This is a genomic window from Mucilaginibacter pineti (assembly GCF_900101875.1).
Lineage (GTDB): Bacteria > Bacteroidota > Bacteroidia > Sphingobacteriales > Sphingobacteriaceae > Mucilaginibacter > Mucilaginibacter pineti.
In genome coordinates this window covers 83,619-108,267 of sequence record NZ_FNAI01000003.1, presented here as the reverse complement: position 1 = coordinate 108,267, position 24,649 = coordinate 83,619, and the positions used below count along the sequence as shown (strand labels likewise).

General features: G+C 43.1%; 22 protein-coding genes. 9 read left to right on the top strand and 13 right to left on the bottom strand.

The window, feature by feature from the left end:
* The first annotated feature begins 107 nt into the window (after positions 1–107).
* The 5 genes from BLS59_RS08480 to rseP all read left to right on the top strand — a co-directional run bounded on the left by BLS59_RS08480 (position 108) and on the right by rseP (position 6,174).
* On the top strand, positions 108–1,076 hold the full coding sequence (locus tag BLS59_RS08480; protein ID WP_091147802.1) for a glycosyltransferase family 2 protein: 969 nt from the start codon (positions 108–110) through the stop codon (positions 1,074–1,076).
* 6 nt (positions 1,077–1,082) lie between these two features.
* Positions 1,083–1,859, top strand: a complete 777-nt coding sequence (locus BLS59_RS08475; RefSeq protein ID WP_091147799.1) for a glycerophosphoryl diester phosphodiesterase membrane domain-containing protein — start codon at positions 1,083–1,085, stop codon at positions 1,857–1,859.
* Positions 1,860–1,862: 3 nt separating this feature from the next.
* On the top strand, positions 1,863–3,362 hold the full coding sequence (locus BLS59_RS08470; protein WP_091147798.1) for a GH3 auxin-responsive promoter family protein: 1,500 nt from the start codon (positions 1,863–1,865) through the stop codon (positions 3,360–3,362).
* 273 nt (positions 3,363–3,635) lie between these two features.
* A complete protein-coding gene (locus tag BLS59_RS08465) occupies positions 3,636–4,823 on the top strand; it encodes a 1-deoxy-D-xylulose-5-phosphate reductoisomerase (RefSeq protein ID WP_240315192.1) in 1,188 nt (395 codons plus the stop codon).
* 16 nt (positions 4,824–4,839) lie between these two features.
* Positions 4,840–6,174, top strand: coding sequence for an RIP metalloprotease RseP (gene rseP, locus BLS59_RS08460; RefSeq protein WP_091147795.1), 1,335 nt, complete (start codon positions 4,840–4,842; stop codon positions 6,172–6,174).
* Positions 6,175–6,633: 459 nt separating this feature from the next.
* Here the strand turns inward: rseP and BLS59_RS08455 are convergent, their stop codons facing one another.
* The 8 genes from BLS59_RS08455 to BLS59_RS08420 all read right to left on the bottom strand — a co-directional run bounded on the left by BLS59_RS08455 (position 6,634) and on the right by BLS59_RS08420 (position 16,314).
* A complete protein-coding gene (locus BLS59_RS08455; protein WP_091147793.1) occupies positions 6,634–7,203 on the bottom strand; it encodes a DUF4199 domain-containing protein in 570 nt (189 codons plus the stop codon).
* A gap of 155 nt (positions 7,204–7,358) precedes the next feature.
* Positions 7,359–7,955, bottom strand: a complete 597-nt coding sequence (locus BLS59_RS08450; protein WP_091147790.1) for a DUF4199 domain-containing protein — start codon at positions 7,953–7,955, stop codon at positions 7,359–7,361.
* Positions 7,956–7,960: 5 nt separating this feature from the next.
* Entirely contained in the window at positions 7,961–8,629 is a 669-nt protein-coding gene (locus BLS59_RS08445) for a hypothetical protein (protein ID WP_091147787.1), read from the bottom strand.
* Between the two features lie 7 nt (positions 8,630–8,636).
* Entirely contained in the window at positions 8,637–9,887 is a 1,251-nt protein-coding gene (locus tag BLS59_RS08440; protein ID WP_091147785.1) for a dihydroorotase, read from the bottom strand.
* Positions 9,888–9,915: 28 nt separating this feature from the next.
* Positions 9,916–11,964 (bottom strand): BatA domain-containing protein, encoded by a 2,049-nt coding sequence (locus BLS59_RS08435; protein WP_091147783.1) that lies wholly within the window; start codon positions 11,962–11,964, stop codon positions 9,916–9,918.
* A 311-nt stretch (positions 11,965–12,275) separates the two neighbouring features.
* Entirely contained in the window at positions 12,276–12,935 is a 660-nt protein-coding gene (locus BLS59_RS08430; RefSeq protein WP_091147781.1) for a protein-L-isoaspartate(D-aspartate) O-methyltransferase, read from the bottom strand.
* Between the two features lie 342 nt (positions 12,936–13,277).
* Positions 13,278–15,767: a replication restart helicase PriA gene (gene priA, locus BLS59_RS08425; RefSeq protein ID WP_091147779.1), complete on the bottom strand. Its 2,490-nt coding sequence runs from the start codon at positions 15,765–15,767 to the stop codon at positions 13,278–13,280.
* A gap of 142 nt (positions 15,768–15,909) precedes the next feature.
* Entirely contained in the window at positions 15,910–16,314 is a 405-nt protein-coding gene (locus BLS59_RS08420) for a DUF423 domain-containing protein (RefSeq protein WP_091147777.1), read from the bottom strand.
* An 85-nt stretch (positions 16,315–16,399) separates the two neighbouring features.
* Here BLS59_RS08420 and BLS59_RS08415 point away from each other — a divergent pair, with 85 nt between their 5' ends.
* On the top strand, positions 16,400–17,989 hold the full coding sequence (locus BLS59_RS08415) for a hypothetical protein (protein ID WP_091147775.1): 1,590 nt from the start codon (positions 16,400–16,402) through the stop codon (positions 17,987–17,989).
* A gap of 136 nt (positions 17,990–18,125) precedes the next feature.
* Positions 18,126–19,565 carry a DUF5723 family protein gene (locus BLS59_RS08410; protein WP_091147773.1) on the top strand — a complete coding sequence of 480 codons (1,440 nt, stop codon included), beginning with the start codon at positions 18,126–18,128 and terminating at the stop codon, positions 19,563–19,565.
* 106 nt (positions 19,566–19,671) lie between these two features.
* On the opposite strand, the gene tsaB is transcribed toward BLS59_RS08410, so the two are convergent.
* The 4 genes from tsaB to rpmH form a co-directional block, all read right to left on the bottom strand.
* On the bottom strand, positions 19,672–20,361 hold the full coding sequence (gene tsaB / locus BLS59_RS08405) for a tRNA (adenosine(37)-N6)-threonylcarbamoyltransferase complex dimerization subunit type 1 TsaB (protein WP_091147771.1): 690 nt from the start codon (positions 20,359–20,361) through the stop codon (positions 19,672–19,674).
* Positions 20,362–20,528: 167 nt separating this feature from the next.
* Positions 20,529–20,771, bottom strand: a complete 243-nt coding sequence (gene yidD, locus BLS59_RS08400) for a membrane protein insertion efficiency factor YidD (RefSeq protein ID WP_091147768.1) — start codon at positions 20,769–20,771, stop codon at positions 20,529–20,531.
* On the bottom strand, positions 20,768–21,175 hold the full coding sequence (locus tag BLS59_RS08395) for a ribonuclease P protein component (protein ID WP_091147766.1): 408 nt from the start codon (positions 21,173–21,175) through the stop codon (positions 20,768–20,770). Before BLS59_RS08395 ends, yidD begins: the two co-directional genes overlap by 4 nt.
* Before the next feature lie 71 nt (positions 21,176–21,246).
* The gene (gene rpmH / locus BLS59_RS08390; RefSeq protein WP_076375290.1) at positions 21,247–21,405 is read right to left on the bottom strand and encodes a 50S ribosomal protein L34; all 159 of its coding nucleotides are present in this window, start codon (positions 21,403–21,405) and stop codon (positions 21,247–21,249) included.
* Between the two features lie 133 nt (positions 21,406–21,538).
* Here rpmH and BLS59_RS08385 point away from each other — a divergent pair, with 133 nt between their 5' ends.
* Positions 21,539–22,414 carry a ChaN family lipoprotein gene (locus BLS59_RS08385; RefSeq protein ID WP_091147763.1) on the top strand — a complete coding sequence of 292 codons (876 nt, stop codon included), beginning with the start codon at positions 21,539–21,541 and terminating at the stop codon, positions 22,412–22,414.
* A 156-nt stretch (positions 22,415–22,570) separates the two neighbouring features.
* On the opposite strand, the gene mscL is transcribed toward BLS59_RS08385, so the two are convergent.
* A complete protein-coding gene (gene mscL / locus BLS59_RS08380; RefSeq protein ID WP_091147760.1) occupies positions 22,571–22,975 on the bottom strand; it encodes a large-conductance mechanosensitive channel protein MscL in 405 nt (134 codons plus the stop codon).
* 150 nt (positions 22,976–23,125) lie between these two features.
* On the opposite strand from mscL, the gene rpoN reads away from it, so the two are divergent.
* Positions 23,126–24,601, top strand: a complete 1,476-nt coding sequence (gene rpoN / locus BLS59_RS08375; RefSeq protein ID WP_091147758.1) for an RNA polymerase factor sigma-54 — start codon at positions 23,126–23,128, stop codon at positions 24,599–24,601.
* Positions 24,602–24,649 lie beyond the last annotated feature (48 nt).

Here is a 24,649-nt window from a genome sequence, read left to right as displayed (position 1 = left end):
CGAATGAGCATGTTAAATAATCACATAACTTTTAGCATTAAAAAAATCATAAAATCCGCAGCATCATCTGCACATTTGCACATCTGAAATCTGCACATCTAACAAACATGTTTTTTTCCATCATTATTCCACTTTATAATCGCCCGCAGGAAATTAAAGAACTGCTGGAAACCCTTACGCTGCAAACTTACAGGCAGTTTGAGGTTTTGGTTATTGAAGATGGCTCCGTTAATGATGCCGAAGCTATTGTAAACAGCTTCGCCGGGCAATTGGAGGTTCGATATTTTAAAAAGCCTAACGAAGGTCAGGGCTTTACCCGCAACTTTGGGTTTGAACGCGCCAAAGGCGATTATTTTATCATTTTCGATTCGGATTGCCTTATCCCGGCCAATTACCTCGAAATTGTAAACAATTCACTAAACACCAATTACCTGGATGCTTACGGCGGGCCCGATGGTGCACACGATTCCTTTACCGCTACGCAAAAGGCCATCAGCTACTCCATGACCTCTCCTTTTACTACTGGCGGCATCCGCGGTAATAAAAAAGGAATTGGGCAGTTTCATCCGCGCAGTTTTAATATGGGGGTTTCAAGGCAGGTGGTTGAAAAGGTTGGCGGTTTCATCATCACCCGCCTGGGCGAAGATATTGAGTACAGCATCCGCATTCACAAAGCCGGATTTAAAATAGGGCTCATTCCCGATGCTGTTGTTTTTCATAAACGGCGCACCAACTTTTTACAGTTTCATAAGCAGCTGCATTTTTTTGGCCGGGCCCGCATCAACATTTATAAATTTTTTCCCGGCGAGTTAAAGGCGGTGCATTTTTTCCCGGCGGCATTTACGCTCTTTATTGCTTTCGCACTCATTTCCAATATTTTACAATGGCAAATAGCCACATTGTGTAATTATTTGCTATTAGTTTACATTTTGTTAATATTTTTTCATGCCTGGTGGAGAAATAAATCAGCAAAAATCGCATTTTTGAGCATTATAGCCGCTTTCACTCAACTTACGGCCTACGGGCTTGGCTTTATGCAGGATTTTTGGAAGCGGGTAATTTTTAACAGATCGTAACAACCTATGTACCACACCTTTTCTGTTGCAGAAACCATTAAAACTGCATGGAATGTATTAAAAAAGAATTTCGTCCCGCTGGTAGTATACTCGGTTATTTCGCTGTTTATTTATGGCGTGGTAGACTTTATTAAGGCTTTTGTTTTAGTTGATAATGACCTGCCTACCCTCATAATTTTCATTTTCATACAAATCATTATCCAATGCTACATTGGTTTGAGTTTTTACAAGCTCATATTAACCCTTATGGACAGGGAATATTATGAATTCGAGTTTAAGGACATATTGCCGTCCTTTAAAATGACCTTCAATTTTGTGATCATCGGTATCCTTACGGGCATCCTCATTGCTGTAATGCTTTTTGTTTCGCTTGTAGCCAAGCGCTACCTGGGATTTCCGCGCTTATGGGAGATACTGGAGTTGCTTATTTTGCTGTACATAAGCTTACGGGCCATTTTTTGCATTTGCTTTATTGTTGATGATGACTCAAACCCTTTTGAATCCTTAAAGCAAAGTTTTGAGATCACTAAAGATAACTTTTTTAAAACCCTGAGCATATTTGCCATCATAATTGCCATTTTAGTGCTGGTACTGGTGCCTGTACTTGCGGCTATCGCTTTTTCGGGCCTTGATAACGACGAGGATAGCCTGGTATTCAAACTGGCGTTTTACTGCTGGTATATTCTTACTTTCCCTTTTATACAGGTAATAATTATGGTAACCTACCGTAAGCTTGTTTACAGCCATTTAGATGTAGACGATGACATTGCCGAAACCAACTAATACATGGGCTTAAAATCGGTATTGAGCAAAGTGTTTGCGGCCAGGGTTAACCGGGAGCTTAACTACCTGCGCAAAAACGCCATCGCCCTACAGCAAAAAACTTTTACCGATCTGGTGGATGCCGCCAAAGACACCGCCTTTGGCAAAGCCCATAACTTTGCACAGATAAACAATTACCAGGATTTTAAGGCCAACGTACCCGTACACGATTATGAGGACCTGCGCCCCTATATCGACCGTGTAGTTAAGGGCGAGGAAAATGTGTTGTGGCCCGGCAAACCAAAATACCTGGCCAAAACGTCGGGCACTACATCGGGCGTAAAATATATTCCTATTAGTAAAGAGAGCATGCCGCAGCACATTAAAGCGGCCCGCAACGCTTTGCTTAGCTACATTCATGAAACCGGCAATGCCGATTTTGTAGACGGCAAAATGATATTTTTACAGGGCAGTCCTGTACTGGCCGAAAAGAACGGTGTATCAACCGGCAGACTTTCGGGCATTGTAGCCCACCATGTGCCGGCCTATCTGCAAAAGAACCGCCTGCCAAGCTATGCCACCAATTGTATTGAAGACTGGGAGCAAAAGGTTGATGCAATTGTTGAGGAAACCCACAACCAGGATATGCGCCTCATAAGCGGCATACCGCCCTGGTGCCAGATGTATTTTGACAGGCTCTCGGCAAAAGCGGGCGGCAAAAAGATCAAAGACATCTTCCCTAATTTTAAGCTGTATGTACACGGCGGCGTAAATTACGAGCCATACCGCACCCGCATGGAGGATAGCATTGGCTTCGGTATAGATTCTATTGAAACCTACCCGGCTTCAGAAGGGTTCATCGCTTTCCAGGATTCGCAAAAGGAAAAAGGATTATTGCTGCTGGTAGACTCTGGTATTTTTTACGAGTTCATTCCATCCGAAGAATATTTTAATGAAAAGCCAACCCGCATCAACCTAAAAGATGTGGAGCTGGAAAAAAATTACGCCCTCATCATGAATACCAGCGCCGGTTTATGGGGATACAGCCTGGGCGATACCATCAAATTTATTTCAAAAGATCCGTACAAAATAGTAGTTACCGGTCGTATAAAGCATTATATCTCTGCCTTTGGCGAGCACGTAATTGGCGAAGAGGTAGAACACGCCCTTATGAGCGTGGCAAAACAGGAAGGCATTGATGTGGTGGAGTTTACCGTAGCGCCGCAGGTTAATCCACCGGCGGGGCAGTTGCCTTATCATGAATGGTTTGTAGAGTTCGGTACGCCGCCCGCCAATCTTCAGGCATTTGCCATAAAAGTAGATAAAGCCCTGCAAACAAAAAATATTTACTATTTTGACCTTATTGAAGGTAACATTTTGCAACCTTTGATCATCCAAAGTCTGCAAAAAGACGCGTTTATAAATTATATGCGTTCGGAAGGTAAGCTGGGCGGCCAAAATAAAGTGCCGAGATTAGCTAATGATAGGAAGATAGCGGATGGCTTAAAGGGGTATATAAGTTAGGGTGCAAAGCCGAAGTGTGTTAACGCAGAACACACCCCGGCCATCACGCAAACCTGCGCCCCCCCTCTCAAGAGGGGAATAAAAAAATGCACGGTTTAAACTAAAGCGCTGGCAAGTGCGATTCCCCTCTTGAGAGGGGCGGAGGGGTGTGTTTCTCTACGCAGAACACACCCCTGCCATCACACAAACCTGCGCTCCCCCTCTCAAGAGGGGAATTTTAATATAATAATATAACCTCGTCGTTGTTCGCAATGACGAATCAAAAAAATATAATTGAGTAACCAGATAAAAAACATTGCCATTCTTGGCTCTACAGGTAGCATAGGTACGCAAACGCTTGATGTGATACGCGGAAACAGTAACCTGTTCAGGGCGTTTTTGCTTACCGCGCATTCCAATGCCGATTTGCTGATCAGCCAGGCTATTGCTTTTGAACCGGAGTACGCCATTATTTGCGATACCACCAAATACCTGCAGGTTAAAGAAGCTCTTGCCCATTTGCCGGTAAAGGTAATGGCAGGTCACCAAGCTATTATTGACACGGTAACGCATACCGACATTGATGTGGTACTTACCGCCATGGTTGGCTTTGCAGGTTTAGAACCTACTATAGCCGCCATAAAAGCCGGTAAGGAAATTGCCCTGGCCAATAAAGAAACATTGGTAGTTGCCGGCGATATTGTTACCGCGCTTGCCAAACAACACGGCGTAAAAATTCTCCCTGTCGATTCAGAACATTCGGCTATATTCCAGTGCCTTGCGGGTGAGGAAGCTAATCCAATCGAAAAGCTGATCATTACCGCATCGGGCGGCCCCTTCCGCGGGCGTAACCTCGATTTTTTAGCAAATGTAACGCGCGAAGATGCCCTTAAACATCCCAATTGGGTAATGGGCGCCAAAATCACTATTGATTCGGCATCGCTTATGAATAAGGGACTGGAAGTGATAGAGGCAAAATGGCTGTTTGGTGTAGATGCCGACCAGATCGAGGTGATCGTTCATCCGCAATCTATCGTTCATTCGCTGGTGCAGTTTAAGGATGGATCAATAAAAGCGCAGATGGGTTTGCCCGATATGAAGCTGCCTATTCAGTATGCCCTCACCTATCCAAATCGCATTCAAAACAATTTTAAGCGTTTTAGCTTTACAGATTATCCAAACCTATCGTTCGAAAAACCAGATATGGATACTTTCCGTAATCTTAAACTGGCATATGATGCTTTAAGGGAGGGCGGCAACATGCCTTGTATTATAAATGCCGCCAACGAAATTGTTGTGGCGGGTTTCCTTAATAAAAGCATTGGCTTTTTGGCTATGAGCAACATTATTGAAGAGTGCATGCAGCGCATAAATTTCATTGCACACCCAACCTTGGCCGACTATTTGAATACTGACAAAGAAACACGCATATTTGCGCAAAATTTAATACAACAACTGCCGTTAAAGGCAATACAGATTTAACCGATAAACATAAAGAATGAGTATAGTGATAATGGTGGGGCAGCTTGTGCTGGGCCTTTCAATTTTAATAATTCTGCACGAGTTAGGGCACTTTTTAGCTGCAAGGGCGTTTGGTATCAAAGTTGAAAAATTCTACCTGTTTTTTGATGCCTGGAATATAAGCTTGTTTAAATTTACATACAAAGGGGTTGAGTACGGTATTGGCTGGCTGCCATTGGGCGGGTATGTCAAAATTGCCGGAATGATAGATGAATCGATGGATACTGAACAATTGGCAGGTCCGCCGCAGCCCTGGGAATTTCGTTCAAAACCGGCCTGGCAGCGTTTAATTGTGATGCTTGGCGGTGTTACCGTTAACGTTATTTTAGGCATCCTGATATTTTGGGTATTAACCATACGTTATGGCGAAACTTATATCCCTAACTCCAGCGCTACCTACGGTATTGTACCGGGAGTAATTGGCAAAAAAATGGGCCTTTTACCTGGCGATAAGATCATGGCGGTTAACGGCAAATCGGTTGAAAAATTCGATGACCTGACCAGTCCGAAAGTACTACTGGAAAACACGGTATTTACCGTACAACGCGGTACCGAAATATTGAGTTTTACCGTGCCACGCACCATATTAAATGATTTGAGTGATAACGGCATAGAGGAATTTATAAGCCGCTCGCCACGTACCAAGTTTGTGGTTGATTCATTAACGCCTACCGGGATGGCCCGCAAGGCAGGAATTTTAAAAGGTGATAGTATTGTAGCCGTTAACGGCCAGCCAACAGCTTTTTACGACCAGATAAAGCCCGAACTTATAAAATACAAAGGCAAATCAACGGATGTTACCGTAAAACGTAATAATAGCCTTATTGTACTTAAAACGAGCGTTGCTGCCGATGGTACCATAGGTTTTTACGCATCTAAGAATGATTTGCCCAAGTTTAAAACCATTAAGTACGGCTTCTTTGCGTCGTTGCCAATTGGAGCATCAAGAGCGATAAGCACCTTTACCGATAACGCCAAAGGCTTGGGTAAAATATTTAAGGGCGATGTTAAATTCAGCAAGGCGGTAAGCGGTCCGGTGGCTATTGCCAACCTGTTTGGCAGCACTATTGATTGGGTTCACTTTTGGACGCTGGTAGGCTTCCTGTCGATGGTATTAGCCTTGATGAACCTGTTGCCTATCCCGGCGCTTGATGGCGGCCATGCAGTGTTCCTGATAGTAGAGATGATAAAAGGCAAACCCCTAAGCGATAAGTTCCTGGAACGTGCGCAAATTGTGGGCTTTGTAATACTGGTTACCCTTATGGTATTTGTTTTTGGTAACGATATTGTAAAACAGGTAATGAAGAAGTAGGCTTCTTATTCTATTATATTGAAACAGCCCCGGGGATTCATTTTCCGGGGCTGTTTTGGTTTGGGGAATAGTTCATTAGCTCGATTATTCAAACTCACTATAAGTAAATACATCTAAATATCAGTACGATTATAAGCAATAAAACCCCATACAAATAACTCAAAATCTCTCTGTACTTAACATTTACCATTGCACGCATTATAAAAAACAAAGGGCCATATGATATTAATACATAGGTAACTATAGGATAACGTACAAAATTTATGATAGGGCGTGCCAATAATAACACAAGAGCCATTATCAATAGTGCATATGTGTAAAAAATTAAATTCTTCATTAAGTTATATGCTGAATATGCAGGCAATAAGGATTTACTTGCAGCAACTGGATTATAAATTAGCAACAAAACAGGCCTTTCCCAAAAAGGAAAAGGCCTGCTCAAATATTTTAGCCGTTAACTTATACTGTTGGGTCTAATGGTTTTGGATCTTCGTAATCTGAACTGGCAATTTCAAACGGTGAACGTTCTTTTTTAAATATAGCGGCCGTAATTAGGGAAATTATTGCCCCCATTACAACCGAACCTATTAGTGTAATTATAGCTACAGCCGTTGGTGTCATAAATTTGGATGCCATACTAACAGCCTGCTCGGCTTGCTCCGGACTAATATTTTTATTAGCTTCCACGTTTGCCTGCATGAGGGCGATCATTTTCGTAACCTGTTCCGGACTTAATATTGCAAGATAAACATATAGAAATATGGCGCCTAAAACACCGGCGAACACAGAATATAAAAACCCCGACATAAAACCTTCTCCATAGGTTAAATAATCGCCAAGCTGGTCTTTATATTCTTTTTGAGTTAAACACAAAAAGGCAATGAATAATATATAACTGATGTACTTAGCAGATGAATTAGGGTCGATGTTAAGGAATTGAAATGAATAAGTAATTATTATAGAGGCAATTAAACCAATCAGTGCCCATTTAATAGCCGGTTGCGAGGGACTTGCTTTTTTTTCTTCCATGTTAATAAGTTGTTTTAGATTTTAGTTAAAGCTAATTATTATTTCTAAAACAGTTATATCATTTTTTATTTTACCAGCACTGCGGCAATAAGCCAAAACAAAAACAGGCCTTTTCTTTATAGGAAAAGGCCTGCTCAATATTAACTTATACTACGTTAAATGCCGTTACTTGTGTTAGGATTGTAATACTGCAATTCGCGCTTAAAGAAACCTGCAAATATCAGCGATAGCACAAACATAAAAATGATATTAAACCCAAGCCCCATTACCTGCTGCCCCACCGTGGCCTGTTTCTGCGGATCGAGGTTTTGGTGAATATCTTTGATCTTGGCATCTATATTTTTCTGGCTTTCGTGTTTACTTTCAAAATCCATTTTGGCACTCCTGATAAAAGCTGCTTCGGTTTTGGCGGCTACGTTAGGTTCAATTATCCGGGCAAACAGGATATTATTCAGCGCAAACTGGGTTACATAAGCCGTTATAAAAATAATAAATATCGCCCTTACCGCTTCTTTAAAACTCCAGTAGCCTCCAATTTTTGAACGGAGGCTCAGGATAAAATAAATAGTGAAACCAATTGGCAAAACAATGGGAAACATCACAATATACCCTATAACAATTAAAACCGGCGAGGTAACCATTTGCGTGATATAGTAAAAGGCAAACACGTTTAAAACCGTGATGGCCAATCCTAACAACACGCCGCTTATTATTCCCTGCTTTTTAACTATTTTATTAGCTTCTTCGGTCATGGGTGTTATTGAAAATTAACCAATATATCCAAAACTGCCATGTCAAAAGCCGGGTTAACCGCGTTTTCGGCTATTACAGTTTTTGCTTCTTCGGATGGATCAATGTTTTGGAAAAAGCACATTACCGGGTAAAATAACTCCTTCAATTCCGAATCTTCGGGCAGACTTTGGGCTACTTTATTTATCTCGTTAACCGGGCTTTCTATCAGTATCTGATTGGCAATTATCGGCTCGTAAATGCGGTACTCATCCTGAAACTCGTCTTCATCAACCAATAAAAACTCTCTAAGATAGTCTTCCAGTTCGGGCTCAATCTCTTCGTCTTCGCACTCGTTAAGGTATAACAACAGGTTTAAAAGTTCGGTACCGCGATCAAGCGTTTGCTCTTCAATATCTTCCCATTCAGGAGTATCCAGGTAATCTTCTTCCAGTTTTTTAACGTCGGCGCTAAAAAAGTTAATCATCAGCAGGTCGAAGAATATTTCACGCAATTCTTCAATCTGTGGGTTATTGTCAAACACGCCATCAAGCAGATCAACCTTGGTTAAAAAATCTTCGTCGCTTTCAAAAACGTCAGCAAAGTCGCCGGTAAGAGATACGGCATCAAAGCTGTTATATTTACTAAAAGCTTCCAAAGCGGCCTGGTAAGCGATATCTATTTTAGGATCGATCATAGTTTTTCTATTTAAGTATTTGTTGATTGTTATATGTTAACAGCACTTTACCCTTTAAGTTCTGCCCTATGTACGGCGAATTAACCGATTTTGACAGGTTGTTTTTGCTGTTATATTCCCACTCGGCCTCAGTATCAAAAAGTACCAGGTTGGCCTTTTCACCTTCGGCAATAACCGGTACCGCTACACCCAGGATCTCGCGCGGATTGATGGCCAGTTTTTCTACCAGTAATTCAACCGGCAGACCGGTTTTAAGCGCCAGTGCCAGTGCGGTTTGCAAGCCTACAATGCCGTATTCGGCAACTTCAAACTCTACGTCTTTAAACTCTACTTCGTGCGGGGTATGCTGCGATACAATGGCATCAATGGTGTCATCTTTTAAGCCTTTTATAAGCGCACTCACATCATCTTTGGTGCGCAGCGGCGGTTTTACCTTGTACATGCTATCGAAGCCTAACAAGGCTTCGTCGGTAAGGATAAGGTGATGGGCTGCCACATCGCAGGTAACTTCCAGGCCTTTTCGTTTAGCCTCGCGGATAAGCTCGACAGAACGGGCAGTTGATATGGTGCTGAAATGGATCTTTGAAACGGTGTATTCGGCCAGGTAAAGGTCGCGGGCTATCATAAGTTCTTCGGCCAGTGAGGGGATGCCCTTCATGCCCAGCAGCGTGCTGATCTCACCTTCATTCACTTTGGCTTTGCCGGCTATAGCCGTATCCTCCGGGTAAGAGAAGATCAGTGCATCAAAACCCTGCGCGTAAAGCAGCGCGCGTTCCATAAGGCCTGCATCCTGTACGGGGCGGTTACCATCTGTAAATGCTTTGGCGCCGCTCAGGTACATGTCATACATTTCGGCAAGGTCTTTACCATCGCGCTTGTGCGATATGGTACCCAGCGGATAAACATCAACCAGGTTACCCCGTGAGCGGTTGAGCAGGTATTCTATCTCGGCCTTTGAATGTACCGGCGGGATGGTGTTGGGCATAAGCGCCACGCCTGTAAAACCACCGGCGGCGGCGGCTCGCGTGCCCGATTGCATATCTTCTTTGGTTTCGAGCCCAAGCTCGCCAATGTTGCAGTTAAGGTCAAAGAAACCCGGCGATACGTATTTGCCTTCACCTTCTATAAGTTCGGCATCGGCTTCAATATCATCAGCAATGCGGGTGATAACTCCGTTTTCAATTAAAATATCGGCAACTTGTTGATGAAAGGGCGATCCGGGATCAAGGATAGTGGCAGATTTGATAAGCAAATTCATTAGCACTGCTTTAAGGATTTTGTGTTGATTAAACCGGTTGCTTTGCAGGCTGACCAGCAGGCTTAAAGTACCTGATGAGCAAAATTTCGGCCGCCAGAAAAATCAATGCCAAAATTATACAAAGTTTCCATAATTGTGTACCAAAATTTGTTTCGGCAACAATACCTTTTAATGACGCGTTACCCCCTGTTAATAAGGCGGTTGACTTTGGCATAATTTCTTTTAGCTCGGCCGCACCCAGGTAGCTCATGTCCGATTCGCTCCTGTTATCGTTAAAGGCCAGCGCGGCAAGCGTGCTATCCTGCTTTTTAAGCATATAAATTCCGGTTTCGTGCAACTGGTCTGACAGGTATAAAAGTGTGCTCCCCTCCTGCTGCCGCACATCGGGTATGGTGCTTTGATCGCCTTTGATTAGTTTCAGTAATTGCTTCTCGCTCACCTGTACGGGCGGCACCTCAATGGTTTCGTCGTTACCGAGGGTATAAAACAGCGGTAAGTCGTGCCCGCTAAGCAGTGCCATCCTAAACAAAGTTGGCACAAACAGCGCGTGGCGCGGCAGATTGCTAAAGGTTTCATCTAAGGGAACGGCGGCTACATAAACCTTTCCCCTGCCGCTGGTATAGCCGGCCCAAAATGCTTGTCCGCCAGCTAAGGTCATGAGGTTATCGGCTGTGCCGTGTGCCGCGCTCAGCTGAAAGTATTTTTGCACCTGCGGCAGATCGGGATTTTGCGGGAAGCTTTCGAACACGTTTTTAAACACCGGGCTTTGTCGGTTTAATGCCGATACCTTCACGACTTCGGCAATTAGCTTTTCAGGATAAGCGGCGTTCATGGGTTGCAGGAACGAGCGGTAGGCGGTCAGGTCGGCATCAACAGCCGGGAAAACAACCAGTGTACCGCCCTTGCCTACATAGGTTTTTAGCTGCTGCGCCAAGCCGGTTGCAATTGTTTTAACATCACTTAACACAACAATTGGGTATGTGTTGAGCGCGGCATAATCAACATTACCATCGGGCACGCGGGTAGTGTTAAAGAACGCATCGGCAGCAAAAACCGCTTTTAAATACGGGTTGGCAGTGCCGCCATCAATCAGTAAAACGGGCATTTGCTGCGCCACGTTAAAACTGAAATAAAATTTATTATCGAAAGTAACGGGATTATCCTGCAGTTGAATTTCGCCCTGCTGCCAGCCGACGGTAAGGCCCATAAAGGCCAGCGTATCTGTTTGTACAGATCGCGCTGCAATGGAATAACTCCCCAGGGCTTTTTGTGCGCCGTTTATTAAAACTTTCAGGGGGATGCGTTCGGCCTTTTCGCCTGCGTAGTTGTGCAGGCGCACCACCAGTTTCTCGCTTTCGCCGGGGCGGTGTACTGCACTTAGCAGCCAGACCGAATCAACAGCTACATTGGGCAGGTTTGCTGCTTTAAGCTGGATTAAACTGTAGGCGATACTGCTATCTGTTTTAAGCGGCTTAGCAGCCATATTTTTCTGCAGATCGGAAATAATATAGGCCGATTTTATAGTTCCGGCTTGCGTAATCAGTAAACTTTGCTGCCTGCTGATGATCTGCTGCAGGGTGCGGCTTTGCGCGCTTATCTTTACTTTATCTACCGCATCGTTAAATTCATCTCGACTTAAAAGCCGTTGGTGCTTACCTTCAAAATCCTGCGTAAGCAGCTGAAAACGATCATTAATATTATAGGCCGATGCTATTTCCTTAGCTTTTTGCCGGGCATCATCCAACAAAGAGCCCTCACGGTTGAGGGTTTGCATGGAGTAGGAATTATCTACAAAAACACTCACTGCGTTTTGCTTGCCGGCGTTGCCTGTATTTTGCGCAGCGATATACGGCCGCGCAAATGCAAACACCAAAAAAGCCAGTGCCAGCAACCTCGAAGCCAGGATGAGGCGTTCCTTAATATTTCTGCGGGATGCCTGTTGCTCCTGAATTTCCTTTAAAAACTGTACGTTGCTGAAATTTACCCGCTGGTACTTCCTGAAGTTGAATAAATGGATAATTACGGGAATGGCTAACGTAAGTAATGCAAATAAAAAGGCAGGATAGATGAAGTGCATATCTACAAATGTGGTGATAAATATGCGAATTTGATGTGCAGATTACAAATTTCAGATGTGCAGATTTTAGATTACAGATGTGCAGATGAAAAAACGGATGTGCGGATTACAGATGTGCAAATTTCAAATGTGCAGGTGTGCAGATGAAAAAACGGATGTGCGGATTGCAGATGTGTAAATTTCAAATGTGCAGGTGTGCAGATGAAAAAAGAAAACAATTTTAAATGGAAAAGATGCCTTTGTTTATTTCTATAATTCCAAAATCAAACATTTTCTCATTTGAAATTTGAAATCTGCACATCTGATAAAGTCTACCAGGCCTTGTCGCCTACCAGAGGTACAAACCTGAAGGTATCGAGCACTATTTTTTCGTAGTCGTGCTCGCCAACTTTTAGTATGGTTACCATTTTTTGTGATTCTTCATCGCCAACGGGAATTACCAGCACACCACCTATCTTCAATTGTTTCAGCAGCACATCGGGTACCGTGGGGGCACCGGCGGTAACAATTATTTTATCGTAAGGAGCATGTTTAACAATACCAATAGAGCCATCACCGCAGAAGAAGTGGGCCTTATAACCCATTTTTTCGGGCAGTACATATTTTGTTTTTTCGTAAAGTTTTTCTTGTCGTTCGATGGTGTAAACGGTAGCACCCATCTCCAGCAAAACGCAGGTTTGATAGCCCGAACCGGTGCCTATCTCCAGCACTTTATCTCCCTTACGAATATGCAGCAGCTCGGTTTGGTAGGCAACCGTATAAGGCTGCGATATGGTTTGGCCCTCGCCTATGGGAAAGGCGATATCCTTATACGCCTGGTTCCAGAAAGTTTCGGCAAAAAAGTAGTGCCGCGGTACCGTTCCTATAGCGCGCAACACTTCGGCATCCTGGATCCCCTTTTTTTGCAACGCATCTACCAATCGCTTCCGGGCGCCTTTTTCCTTGTAATTGTCAATATACTTCTGAGCCATTTATAGCACAAAGTTAGCAGGATTTAGGGGATTTGAAGGGTTAGGAACAGGGAGAATTGGTAACGGGTTAATTGTTAGGTATGTATTTTTCTGAAATTTTCTTCCCTGTCGATCGGCTCCGGTCCACAAGTGTTGGGAAGAGTAAAAAGTTGTCATTTCGATACGAGGAACGAGTGAGAAATCTTCAACGATATACACAGAGGTTCTGTATTTCGTTGAAGATTTCTCTTTCGCGCCACGCTCTTTCCCATGCTTGCTCTCTCGAAATGACAAACTTTTTATAAAAATCCAGTCTTCCCAACACTTGTGGACCGGAGCCGAGCAACAGTTAATGTGTAATCCTTAGTAAGGATCAACATCTGGCTGTACAATACTTCCCTTACTAAGTTTGGTGGTTTGGAATTGTACGATCACCTCTTTTAAAATAGCCTTCGCTTTTACAATCGAAATACCATCCTTTTCAAACTTGAGCATGATGGATTTGATGTAATAATTGCGGATGCGGCTTATTAACGGCGCCTCGGGACCAATTACACGCTCACCGAAGTGCTTGCGCAATTCGTTGGCCAAGTAAACCGCCTGGTTATACAGTACTTCGGGGTGTTTATGCTTAATATCGAGGTTGATGATGCGGTAAAAGGGCGGGTATTTAAAGCTCTTGCGTTCGGCCATTTCAATAGCATACAAATCGTTATAATCGTTAGCGATCACTTGTTTTATTACGCGGTGATTAGGATCATACGTTTGTATCACCACTTTACCCTGCTTACCCCGGCGACCGGCCCTCCCGCTTACCTGCGCCAACATCTGAAAACTGCGCTCATTGGCCCTGTAATCCGGAAATTTAAGCAGGCTATCGGCATTGATGATACCAATGAGGGTAACATCGCTAAAATCCAATCCCTTGGCTACCATTTGGGTGCCTACCAGTATATCAATCTTCTTTTCTTCGAGGTTGTTGAGTATGGTTTGCAGCGAATTGCGGGAACGGGTAGTATCCAAATCCATGCGGGTAATGCGGGCTTCGGGCAGCAGCAAGCTTAACTCATCCTCTATTTTTTCGGTACCGAATCCCTTATACTCCAAATGCGTTGACCCGCAAGCCGGACAAATTGAAGGCGAATCTTCGCGGTAGCCGCAGTAATGGCAATGCAATTTGCCGCTGCTTTTATGATAGGTAAGACTTACATCGCAATTGATGCATTTTGGCGTGTAGGCGCAAATTTTACACATCAGTACGGGGGCATATCCCCTGCGGTTTTGAAACAGGATCACCTGTTCCTTATTTTCCAAAGCCAACTTAATACCATCCATCAACACACTGGTAAAGTGCGATTGGATAGTTTTTTGCTTGGTTTCCAGGCTGATGCTTACCACCTCCACATCGGGCAGCTGCACACCGCCGTAACGTTCGGTTAGTTCGGCAAAGCCGTATTTATGGGTGCGGGCATTATGGTAGCTTTCAAATGATGGCGTGGCCGAGCCCAGCAATACTTTGCCCTGGTGCGTATTGGCTAAAAAGATAGCCGCATCGCGGGCATTGTAGCGCGGGGCAGGGTCGAACTGTTTATAGGAGGTTTCGTGCTCCTCATCAACAATTATCAAACCCAGATCATTAAATGGCAAAAACACCGACGAACGCGCTCCAAGGATCACTTTATAATCGTTATTAAGCACTTTTTGCCAAACCTCCACACGTTCGTTATCATTAAAACGGGAATGATAAACGCCAATATCGGCACCAAAATAAATGCGTAAACGTTCAATGATGTGTGTGGTAAGCGCAATTTCGGGCAGCAGGTAAAGCACCTGCCTGTCGTTACGCATCATTTCTTCGATGAGCCGGATATAGATCTGCGTTTTGCCAGATGAGGTTACACCATGCAGCAGGGTTACATCTTTTTCCTTAAACTGCTCGTTGATACTTTGCAATACTTCGGCCTGCTGCTCGCTTAGTTCAAAATTATTTATCGAATCCAGGTCTTCCTCAAAATGCAGGCGACTTACATTCTTTTCTTCAGCAAAAAATATTTCTTTTTCAATGAGTGATTTAATGCTTGACTCCCCGGCCCCGCTTTCTTCAACCAGTTGGTTTTTGGTGATGGTTTTCTGATGACGCGATAGTTTAATAAAAGCCAGCAACGCATCGGCTTGTTTGGGCGCGCGTTTTTCCAGTATAGGAAAAAGTTCACGCAAATTATCGGGGTTATTGTATACCGGGTTAAGCACTATGAAGGTACGCTTGCGCGGTTTGTACCGTTCGCTCACTTCCTCGCTAATGTGGATGATGTTTTTCTCAAACATGAGTTTGAGGATAGGCATCACTGTTTTTTGCCCCAACAGCTTGGCAATATCGCTGATGGTTAACTCGGGCTGGATGTCCAGCGCTTCAACAATTAAATACTCTTTATCGTGCAGGGTGGTGCGGTCAATTTCAAATTCGGTATTGAGCACTATTTTGGTTTCGCTGGCCAGTTTCAGCGCGGCGGGCAGCGCGGCATTCATCACTTCGCCAATGTTGCACATATAGTAATCGGCCACCCATTGCCAAAAATATAGCTGATGCGGGGTAACTACGGGGCGGTCGTCCAATATATCGATGATGTATTTGGCCTCGTACTTTTCGGGAGCAAGCGCGCTTATTTCCTTTACAATGGCGGTGTACAGTTTGCTTTTCCCAAACTGTACTACTACCCTTTTGCCTATGGCGATGGCATCGTTAAGTTCAAAAGGTACACGATAGGTATAGTTCTTTGAAATCGACAGCGGTAAAATCACTTCGGCAAAAAGCGTTTTACGATCGGTATGTTCAATTTCGGCAAACTCTAACATAGAAACTCTAAATACTAAACACTAAATTCTAAAAAGGAAACTCTAAATCTTAAGATTAAAATTCCAAATCCTAAGCACTAAATTGTAAAAATAAGCTACAAGTTCTTCGGTTTTTATCCTTTGTCTTTGTTCCAAAAGTCTTTTATCTTTTATCCAAAAGTCCTTTATCCCTAAAAGCAGCGATAGCCAGCATCAGCCAGCCTAAAATGAACAGCAGGCCGCCTATGGGGGTTATCGGGCCCATGTAAATGAGCCAGTCCCAGCCAATGATGCTGCGGCAGCTTAACAGGTATAACGAACCCGAAAAAAACACAATACCAAAGGTAAACAGGTAATAGGATGCTTTTATTAGGCCGCTTTTAACAGGGCCCAAAGTAGCCAGGAACAGTAAGGCAAATACGTGGTAAAAATTGTACTGAACAGCGGTGTGCCATACCTCAATTTGAGCGGCTGGCAAAACTGCTTTTAAACCATGCGCCCCAAAAGCCCCGGTTATTACGGCAAGCATCCCCAACACCGATGCCGTGATGATTATTTGTTTGTTCATGCAGATATAAAAAGCTAAGTTAACCAATTGAAAGTATTACTTTAATGCCGCAGGGTAAAATTCTATCTTTGTAAAGCATACCGCAATGAAACGACTGATAGTAACCACCTTAATTTTACTTGCTGCCACTGTTGCCATAACAGTAGTTTACTTCAAAAATTTGAGTCCGCCGGGGGTGCGTACCAACCAGGTTATGCAATCTATCCCTGAAAGCGCTGTAGCGGTATTTGAGTTTAATAACGAGAAAGGTTTTTATGATATTTTTAATGGCAATCAGCTCCTGGGGGCTGTTGTGGGTAAAGATAAACTTCATGAGTTGGACACGCTGCGCAAGCTGCTCCTGTTAAGCCCGGCTGCCGATAAGTTTTTTAATGAGCAGAACATTTTCATCTCGGTACATCCATCTGCAGGGAACGATATTAACCTGCTGGTTACCACCACCGCCGCAAGCGTAATGGAACCCAACTTGCTTGAAAAAATTTGCGCACAACCCAACAGTGGCTTAACGGTAAGCAGCAAACGCAACACCATTGGGCTTGAGTACGATGTTTTGGTGAAAGCCATTAACAAGCACTTTTACATCGTAAAAAAAGAAGATAATATTTTTGTGGGTAGCTTTTCGCGTGAGCTGATAGATCAAAGTATCCTGTATCATAATGAAAGGGGCAAGAACCTATTTATCCCCCTTTCAGAACGGCAAAATGCCAACTCATTGGCTAACTTGTATATTAATTATGGGCAACTCTCACCCTTGTTTGAGCAACTGTTCAATAATAAAAATACCGATATTTTTAAAAGCTTCAGGCTGTTGCCCGCCGTTGCTGCGCTAAGCATGAACTACAAAAGCGATGCGCTGATGTTTAATGGCTTTACCACCAACAATGCGCACACATCCAGCTATTTAAACCTGTTTGCAGCGCAGCAGCCGGTTGATAATCACCTGAAGGATATTTTTCCGGCTACTACGGCCTATAGCATAAATTTCGCCGTGTCTGATCCTAAAAAGTTTGAGGCTGATCTGTCCCAATGGCATACAAGGGCCGGCGTTGGTGCCGAAAAAGATAAACTGCTGCAAAAGGTTAAAGCAGAAACTGGTCTGTTCATAAAAACGGAACTGGAACATTTACTGGGCAACGAGTTTGCCGTGGTTACTACCCGTTACCAGGAAAAATATGCTATAATTTCGGTAAAGGACGGCTCAAAGTTGCTGCCCATAATGATGAACATCAGCACCATGAGCAATGACAACATGGGGCAGTTTAATTACGAAAAACTCCCGTTCTTTTTATTGGGCGATGCATTCAGTATTTTCAGAAAACCTTATTTTATGATCATTGATAACTTCCTGATTCTGGCGGCAACCCCATCCGAGCTTAACAGTTACACCGATACTTACATCAACCGTAAATTCATCAGTAAAATTGATCAGTACAACCAGTTTAATAATTTACTTGCCGAGCGGAGCAATGTGGCATTTTTTATCAATTTTAAAAACACACAATCTATATTAAAAAGAGATCTGAAAGACCCTTTTTACCAGGCTTTTGAAAACAATGAACCGGGTTGGAAAAGCTTTTATGCCGCCGCCTACCAGTTTACTGCATCCGACAAAAATTTTTACACCAATTTTTGTATGCGGCTTAATAATATTGACACCACTGCGGTAAAAAAATAGTTTTTCATCTTAACCCACAACCAAAGCAGTTCAAATTTCGTTTAATAGCCTAATAATTGATGTTTTTATACAGATAGTCGGTTTTGAATTTTATCTTTAGGGGTTCACAAAAAACTAAGGCACGGCAAGATATTATATGAATAAGATTTTAATTGTTTTTTGTTTTATCCTCTTTTCCTTATCGGTTTCGGCGCAGCAGTTTTCTCAGTATAATACGGGTACACTTTACGATTCTTTTGAAAACCCCTCTCAGCGTTCGTTCATCCCAGATTCAAGCAGGGAATATGCGTTCAACTTTTTGTTCCCCGCGTTTAACGTTAACTCCTATATAACCGGGCATGTACAGCAGAGTTTAAAATCGAGGTTTTTTCAAAAACCGGCAACTTATAACAGCGGAAATCTTACGATTGGCCGGGGAAATTACAATCATGTTAACGCCAATGCCAATGCTTACGCCATTATGTTTAAGATGTTCACCAGCCTTAATGGCGATGTGGAAATAGGCTTTTCGGCACAAACCAGGGCCGAGGTACGGGGCTTATTGAGCGACGAATCTATCGCGATTTTAGATAACAACCCCGCACTTTTCCCTAAAGACGAGTACAGCAACATATTTAACGATCATTACCAATACCAGGCCTATAACCAATTTGGATTTTCATACCGGGAGCGTATCAACAAAAAATTCGCGATAGGCTTTAAGGCAAGTTTGCTGTTAGGTGTACAATATCAAAAGTTTGACATCACGCAATCACATATAACTTTTGATAAACCAACTGAAACTGCCGTGTTAGCTTTGCAGGGCCGTTATTATGACAGCTATATACCGGGGCCATCAACCGCGCGCGATTTCCTGCCAACGTTTCGCAGCCCTGGCGCATCCGTATCTTTTGGCACATCGTACATTACGGATGACCGTATAACCCTACAGGCAAACGTTAAGGACCTTGGGTTTATACACTGGAGTAAACGATCGGCCATAAGCGATTTTAACAGTTCGGAGGTTTTAAAAGACCTTAACCTGCCATCGCGCGAAGACACCATATACAACCGTACGTATAAAATACTTAACAGCAACCGGGTTACACAATCGTTTACCACAAAAACCAATGCCCGTGCCGAGTTAAGCGCTACAAAAAGCTATTGGATTGATGATGATAACCAATATAAATACTCGCCAACCATTATAGCATCAAAGGAATTATTTTACACGGGCTTTACCGGCGCGTTAGTTAATAACTTTCAACATAACAACCTTATGATAGGGTTAACTACTACTTACGATGATATGAAGCTTTTTAACCTTGGCGGACAGTTCATGATAAAATCGCCAAACGCAGAATTTTATATAGGATCTGAACGACTGTTGAATACAGGCAGGCTGGCATTAGCAAGCGCCGGTAACCAAACCCAGATTGATCACCGTAGCAATTACACAGGCGGAGATATTTATATGGGTTTTACCTTAAAGTTTGGTTACGTTGTTGAGCATCCTATGAATGCCAGCGTAATTCCAATGGGCGAGAAAGGCTTCTTCGGCAGGCTGTTTGGCAGGCTGTTTAAAACGGATAGATAAGAAGGGAAAACCTAAGTTTTGAAATTCTAAATTCAAAGGTTGAAATTCTAAACCTCGACAGGCGTTTAGATACCTGCAATTCACGTTCAGTAATGATAAATGCCCCCTACTTTTTGACTCCGGCGATAAAATCTTTCAGGTAGTATGGCTCAAAATAGGCTACGTCTTCAAATTCTTTTTGACTGAATTTTTGTAAAGCCCTTTGGGTAAGGTGAGTTGCAGAGTTTACGTAGGCAGGTAAAAACAGTGCGTTGAGGTTTGCGCCTAATACAGCCTCGCATTTATCGGCGCCATCGCCAAAAAACAGAATTTTGTGATCCTTTAAAAACTCGCCAAAACTGTTTTCATCAATGATATCGGCCGCGGTTGCCCGTACCTTTGTACCATCGGCGCTGAACAGTGCGCAATAAACTTCCATGCGCCGCGCATCAATCATGGGGCAAAGCAGGGTGTCCTTATCAAACAAATGCTGATGATCGTTTATAACCCCGTAGGCCATAGCTTCCAGTGTTTCAATAGCTATTAAGGGTTTATCCAGTGCAAAACAAAGTCCTTTTGCTGTTGATATACCAATACGTAAGCCGGTGTATGATCCCGGTCCGCAGCTAACGGCAATGGCATCCAGATCCTGATAGGTTAAATTTGCCGCGGTAAGAATTTGCTCAATAAAAACAGTGATAACCTCGGCGTGCTTGTTGCGCTCATTCACTTCCTTAAAATCCAGCACTTTACCGCCGGCAGCTAATGCTACTGAACAGGAAGTTGTGGCGGTTTCTATTTGTAAAATGAGGCTCATCTTTTTCGGTGATCGGTGATCGGTGGTCTGTTGTCTGTGATCTGTTTAAAATGCACAGGCTTCAATTCCGAATTTGCTAATTTATAAAATAATCTGATTCACACTTTACGCAGCACAATTCCCGAGCACACACTACAGACCTCAGATCACAGCCCCACACCTCAGCATCATGGTACCGGATCATGCCCGTGGCCACCCCATGGGTTACAGCTGGCAATACGTTTTATGGTTAACCATCCGCCTTTAAAAGCACCGTGTTTCCTGATAGCTTCCACACCGTATTGCGAACAAGTTGGTGTGTACCGGCATGATGCACCTGTTAAAGGAGATATAAAGTACTGATATATTTTTATCAGCAATATAAAAATACCGCCTATCAGTTGCTTCAATATCCTTATAACCGCGTTCATGGCTTGGGAATTTCATTGGCGGCAGCGGCCAGTTGCTCAGTAAGCAGCGCCAAAAGTTTCAGCATTTTTTTTTCGATAAGGCTATACGGGGCAATTTCTTTACCTATATATCCTACCGAAAGCAAAATTGCTTTATCGGCAGTTTGCAGCAAATTGTATAAACTTTGTTGTTTGTGCAGCCTGTACGACTCGCGCATGCACCGTTTTATTAAATTACGATCAACCGCACGCTTATAGCGTTTCTTGGGAACCGAAAACAAAACCTGGGCAGGATATAACTGCGGCTGCGTACTATACAGCCACGAAACCTTAAACGGATAACACAAAAAAGAAGAGCCGCTATGAAAAAGCTTATCAATAAGCCTTTTATTACATAACCGTTCTTCTTTTTTAAAAGTATACATAGATGCCTATTTGAACCGGGTTTTAAGCAGATAAACGGTCCATGACCCTATTAAAGGACCAGGCAACCAGTTTATGCTTTATGACGACCCTCGTCAGAAACTGATAATCTTTTTCTGCCTTTAGCTCTTCTGGCTGCTAAAATTCTTCTGCCGTTAGCAGTTGACATGCGTTCACGGAATCCGTGTTTATTTCTTCTTTTTCTTTGAGAAGGCTGAAACGTTCTTTTCATGGCTATTTATTCTATTCGTCGTTTTAAAAACAAGAGCGCAAATGTAGTAATATTTTGAAACTTATCAAACACTATTTTTGATATTTGGCAATCATTATTTTGTGCTGTAAATTAAGCGTTTTAAAACCGTAAAATGAAACTATCCGCGTTATTGCTTTTTATTTGCCTGCCATTTGTGGCCTTGTGCCAGGATACCGCAGCAAACCACTATAAAATATATAACACCGCAACTCAAAAGCTGGTTACCCTAAACAACATTGTAAACGATATGGGCAAAGCCGATGTATTGTTTTGGGGCGAAGAACATAACGACTCTACCGGTCATACGTTGGAATATGCGCTATTTAAAGCCCTATCCCAAAAATATCCGCAGCAAACGGCGCTTTCCATGGAAATGTTTACTACCGATTGCCAACTTGTGCTTAACGAATACCTGGCCGGCCTCACCCGCGAAAAAAACCTCGTAAGCGATGCTCGTACCTGGCCCAATTATAAAGATTATCGACCGATGGTTGAATGGGCCAAAACCAGTGGCTTGCCCGTGATAGCGGCCAATGCACCTTCGCGCTATACCAATATGGTTACCCGCGGTGGCCTGGGTAGCTTACAACAACTTAGTGAGCAGGCCAAAAGCTACCTTGCCCCCTTACCTATTGATACGGCCACCGGCGCTTATTACGATAAGTTTGTAAAGATAATGGGTGGCCACGAAGCAATGGCCGGCATGCAGATCTACCAATCGCAAAATTTGTGGGATGCAACTATGGGCTGGAGCATTGCACAGTTTTATAACAGCCACGCGGGCTATAAAATACTACAGCTAAACGGCGGTTTCCACAGCGAAGAAAAACTGGGTGCCGTGGCGCAATTAAAAAAGTACGCACCCAAAGCCAGGGTGCTTACCGTAGAGGCCTATGCCGATGAAAGCTACGACAACCCCGATTGGAGCAAGTTTAAAGCCTTGGCCGATTATATTATTTTAACCGATCCGAAGTTGAGGAAGGAATAAAGACTTTGGAGAAAGGACTTTAGGAGCAAAGAATAAGGACTTCTGGAGAAAAGAATAAGGATAGAAGAGAAAAGAGCAAAATGGAAAGAGCAAAGATTCCGGACTAATAAAATCATCCTTTATCTTTGCTCCAAAAATCTTTGTTCTAAAGAAAAACTATGCTTTTTTCGCTAACAGATCCCTGATCTCAGTAAGTAAAACTTCTTCCTTGGTTGGAACAGGTTCTGCCGCTGGTGCCTCTTCTTCTTTCTTCTTAAGCGTATTTATTCCTTTTACAATCAGGAATATACAAAAAGCCACAATTAAAAAATCGATAACATTATTGATAAACAAACCATAGTTAATAGATGTTTCGGGCACCTTACCTACGGCCGGCTTTAGCACATACTTAAGGTCTTTAAAATCAATACCACCGGTTACCATACCAATTGGGGGCATAATAATATCAGCAACCAACGAGGTAACAATTTTACCAAAAGCGGCACCAATAATAACACCCACTGCAAGATCGACAACATTGCCGCGCATTGCAAATTCCTTAAATTCCTTTACTATAGCCATAAGATTGTTTTTAGTTAATATAAAGTAACAAATAAATTTTTAAGGTTTCCAAACAAAAATTTTCATTTGGTATTTATCATCATTGTTCCTTTTGCCATAAGTTATTTTAAAGTTAATGGTAATTGATGTATTTTTGAACACGTCTTAATTATGCTTAAACAGAATCTTCAACAAAAACTTTTACAAAAGCTTTCGCCGCAGCAAATACAATTTATAAAATTGCTGCAGGTGCCTACCGTTTCGCTTGATACACGTATTAAAGAGGAGCTGGAAGAAAACCCCGCACTTGAAGATTTAAGCCTCACTAACTTAAACGAACCCGAAGAACAATACCCCGACCGCGACCCCGACGAGGATACCTATAAAGGCGATGAGGAAAAGGGCGAAATGGACGAGTTTAATATAGACGATTACCTGCAGGATGATAACGTGAACGATTACGGATCGCGCTATGACCAAAACGGCGACGATGAAGACGAACGCAAGGAAATTCCTATTGCGGTTCAAAGTTCATTTTTTGAGAGCCTGCAGTTACAGCTTGATTTATTACCGCTTAACGATAAAGATTTCAGAATAGGGAAACAGATCATCGGCAGTTTAGATGATGACGGTTACCTGCGCCGACCTATTATGTCCCTTACAGACGATTTGGCCTTTTCACAAAACGTAATGGCCGAAGACGATGAAGTGGAGGATATGCTGAAGGTGATACAGGGTTTTGATCCAGCCGGTGTTGGCGCCCGTAGTTTGCAGGAATGCCTGCTGATACAACTGCGCAAAAAAGACCCGAACGATCCTATTATAAAAAAGGCCATTGTGGTTGTTGAACAATACCTTGATGAGTTTACCCGCAAACATTACGATAAGCTGGAAAAATCATTAAACATGGGTTCGGATGAGCTACGCGGGGTAATTAACGAAATCCTGAAGCTAAATCCCAAACCGGGCGATAGCAACGAGATCAACACCAAGCAAATGCAGGTGATCCCGGATTTTCATATCAGCAATAACGATGGTACGCTGATACTTACCCTTAACTCCAAGAATGCCCCTGAGTTAAAGGTAAGCAGGTCATACCAGGAAATGTTTCAGCATTATGACAAGGCCGCCCAGAAGGATAAAAAGCTTAAAGAAGCGGTACAGTTTGTAAAGCAAAAGCTTGATTCGGCCAAGTGGTTTATTGATGCTATAAAACAGCGCCAGCAAACGCTGCTGAAAACCATGAACGCCATAATGCAGTACCAATATGAGTTTTTCCTTACCGGCGACGATAAAAATCTGAAACCCATGATTCTGAAGGATATTGCCGACCGGATAAACATGGATATCAGTACCGTATCACGCGTGGCCAACTCCAAATATGTACAAACCGAATTTGGCACCTTCCTGTTAAAATCATTCTTCTCGGAGGCTATCCAAACCGAAAGCGGTGAAGAAGTATCAAACAAAGAGGTGAAGAAAATACTGGAAGAACACATAGGTAAAGAAGACAAACGCCACCCACTGGCCGATGAAAAACTTACCGATATACTCAAAGATGCCGGCTACAACATAGCCCGCCGCACCGTAGCCAAGTACCGCGAACAAATGAACATCCCGGTTGCAAGACTAAGAAGGGAATTGTAGGACAATTACAGATGTGCAAATTTCAGATGTGCAGATGATAGATTTCTA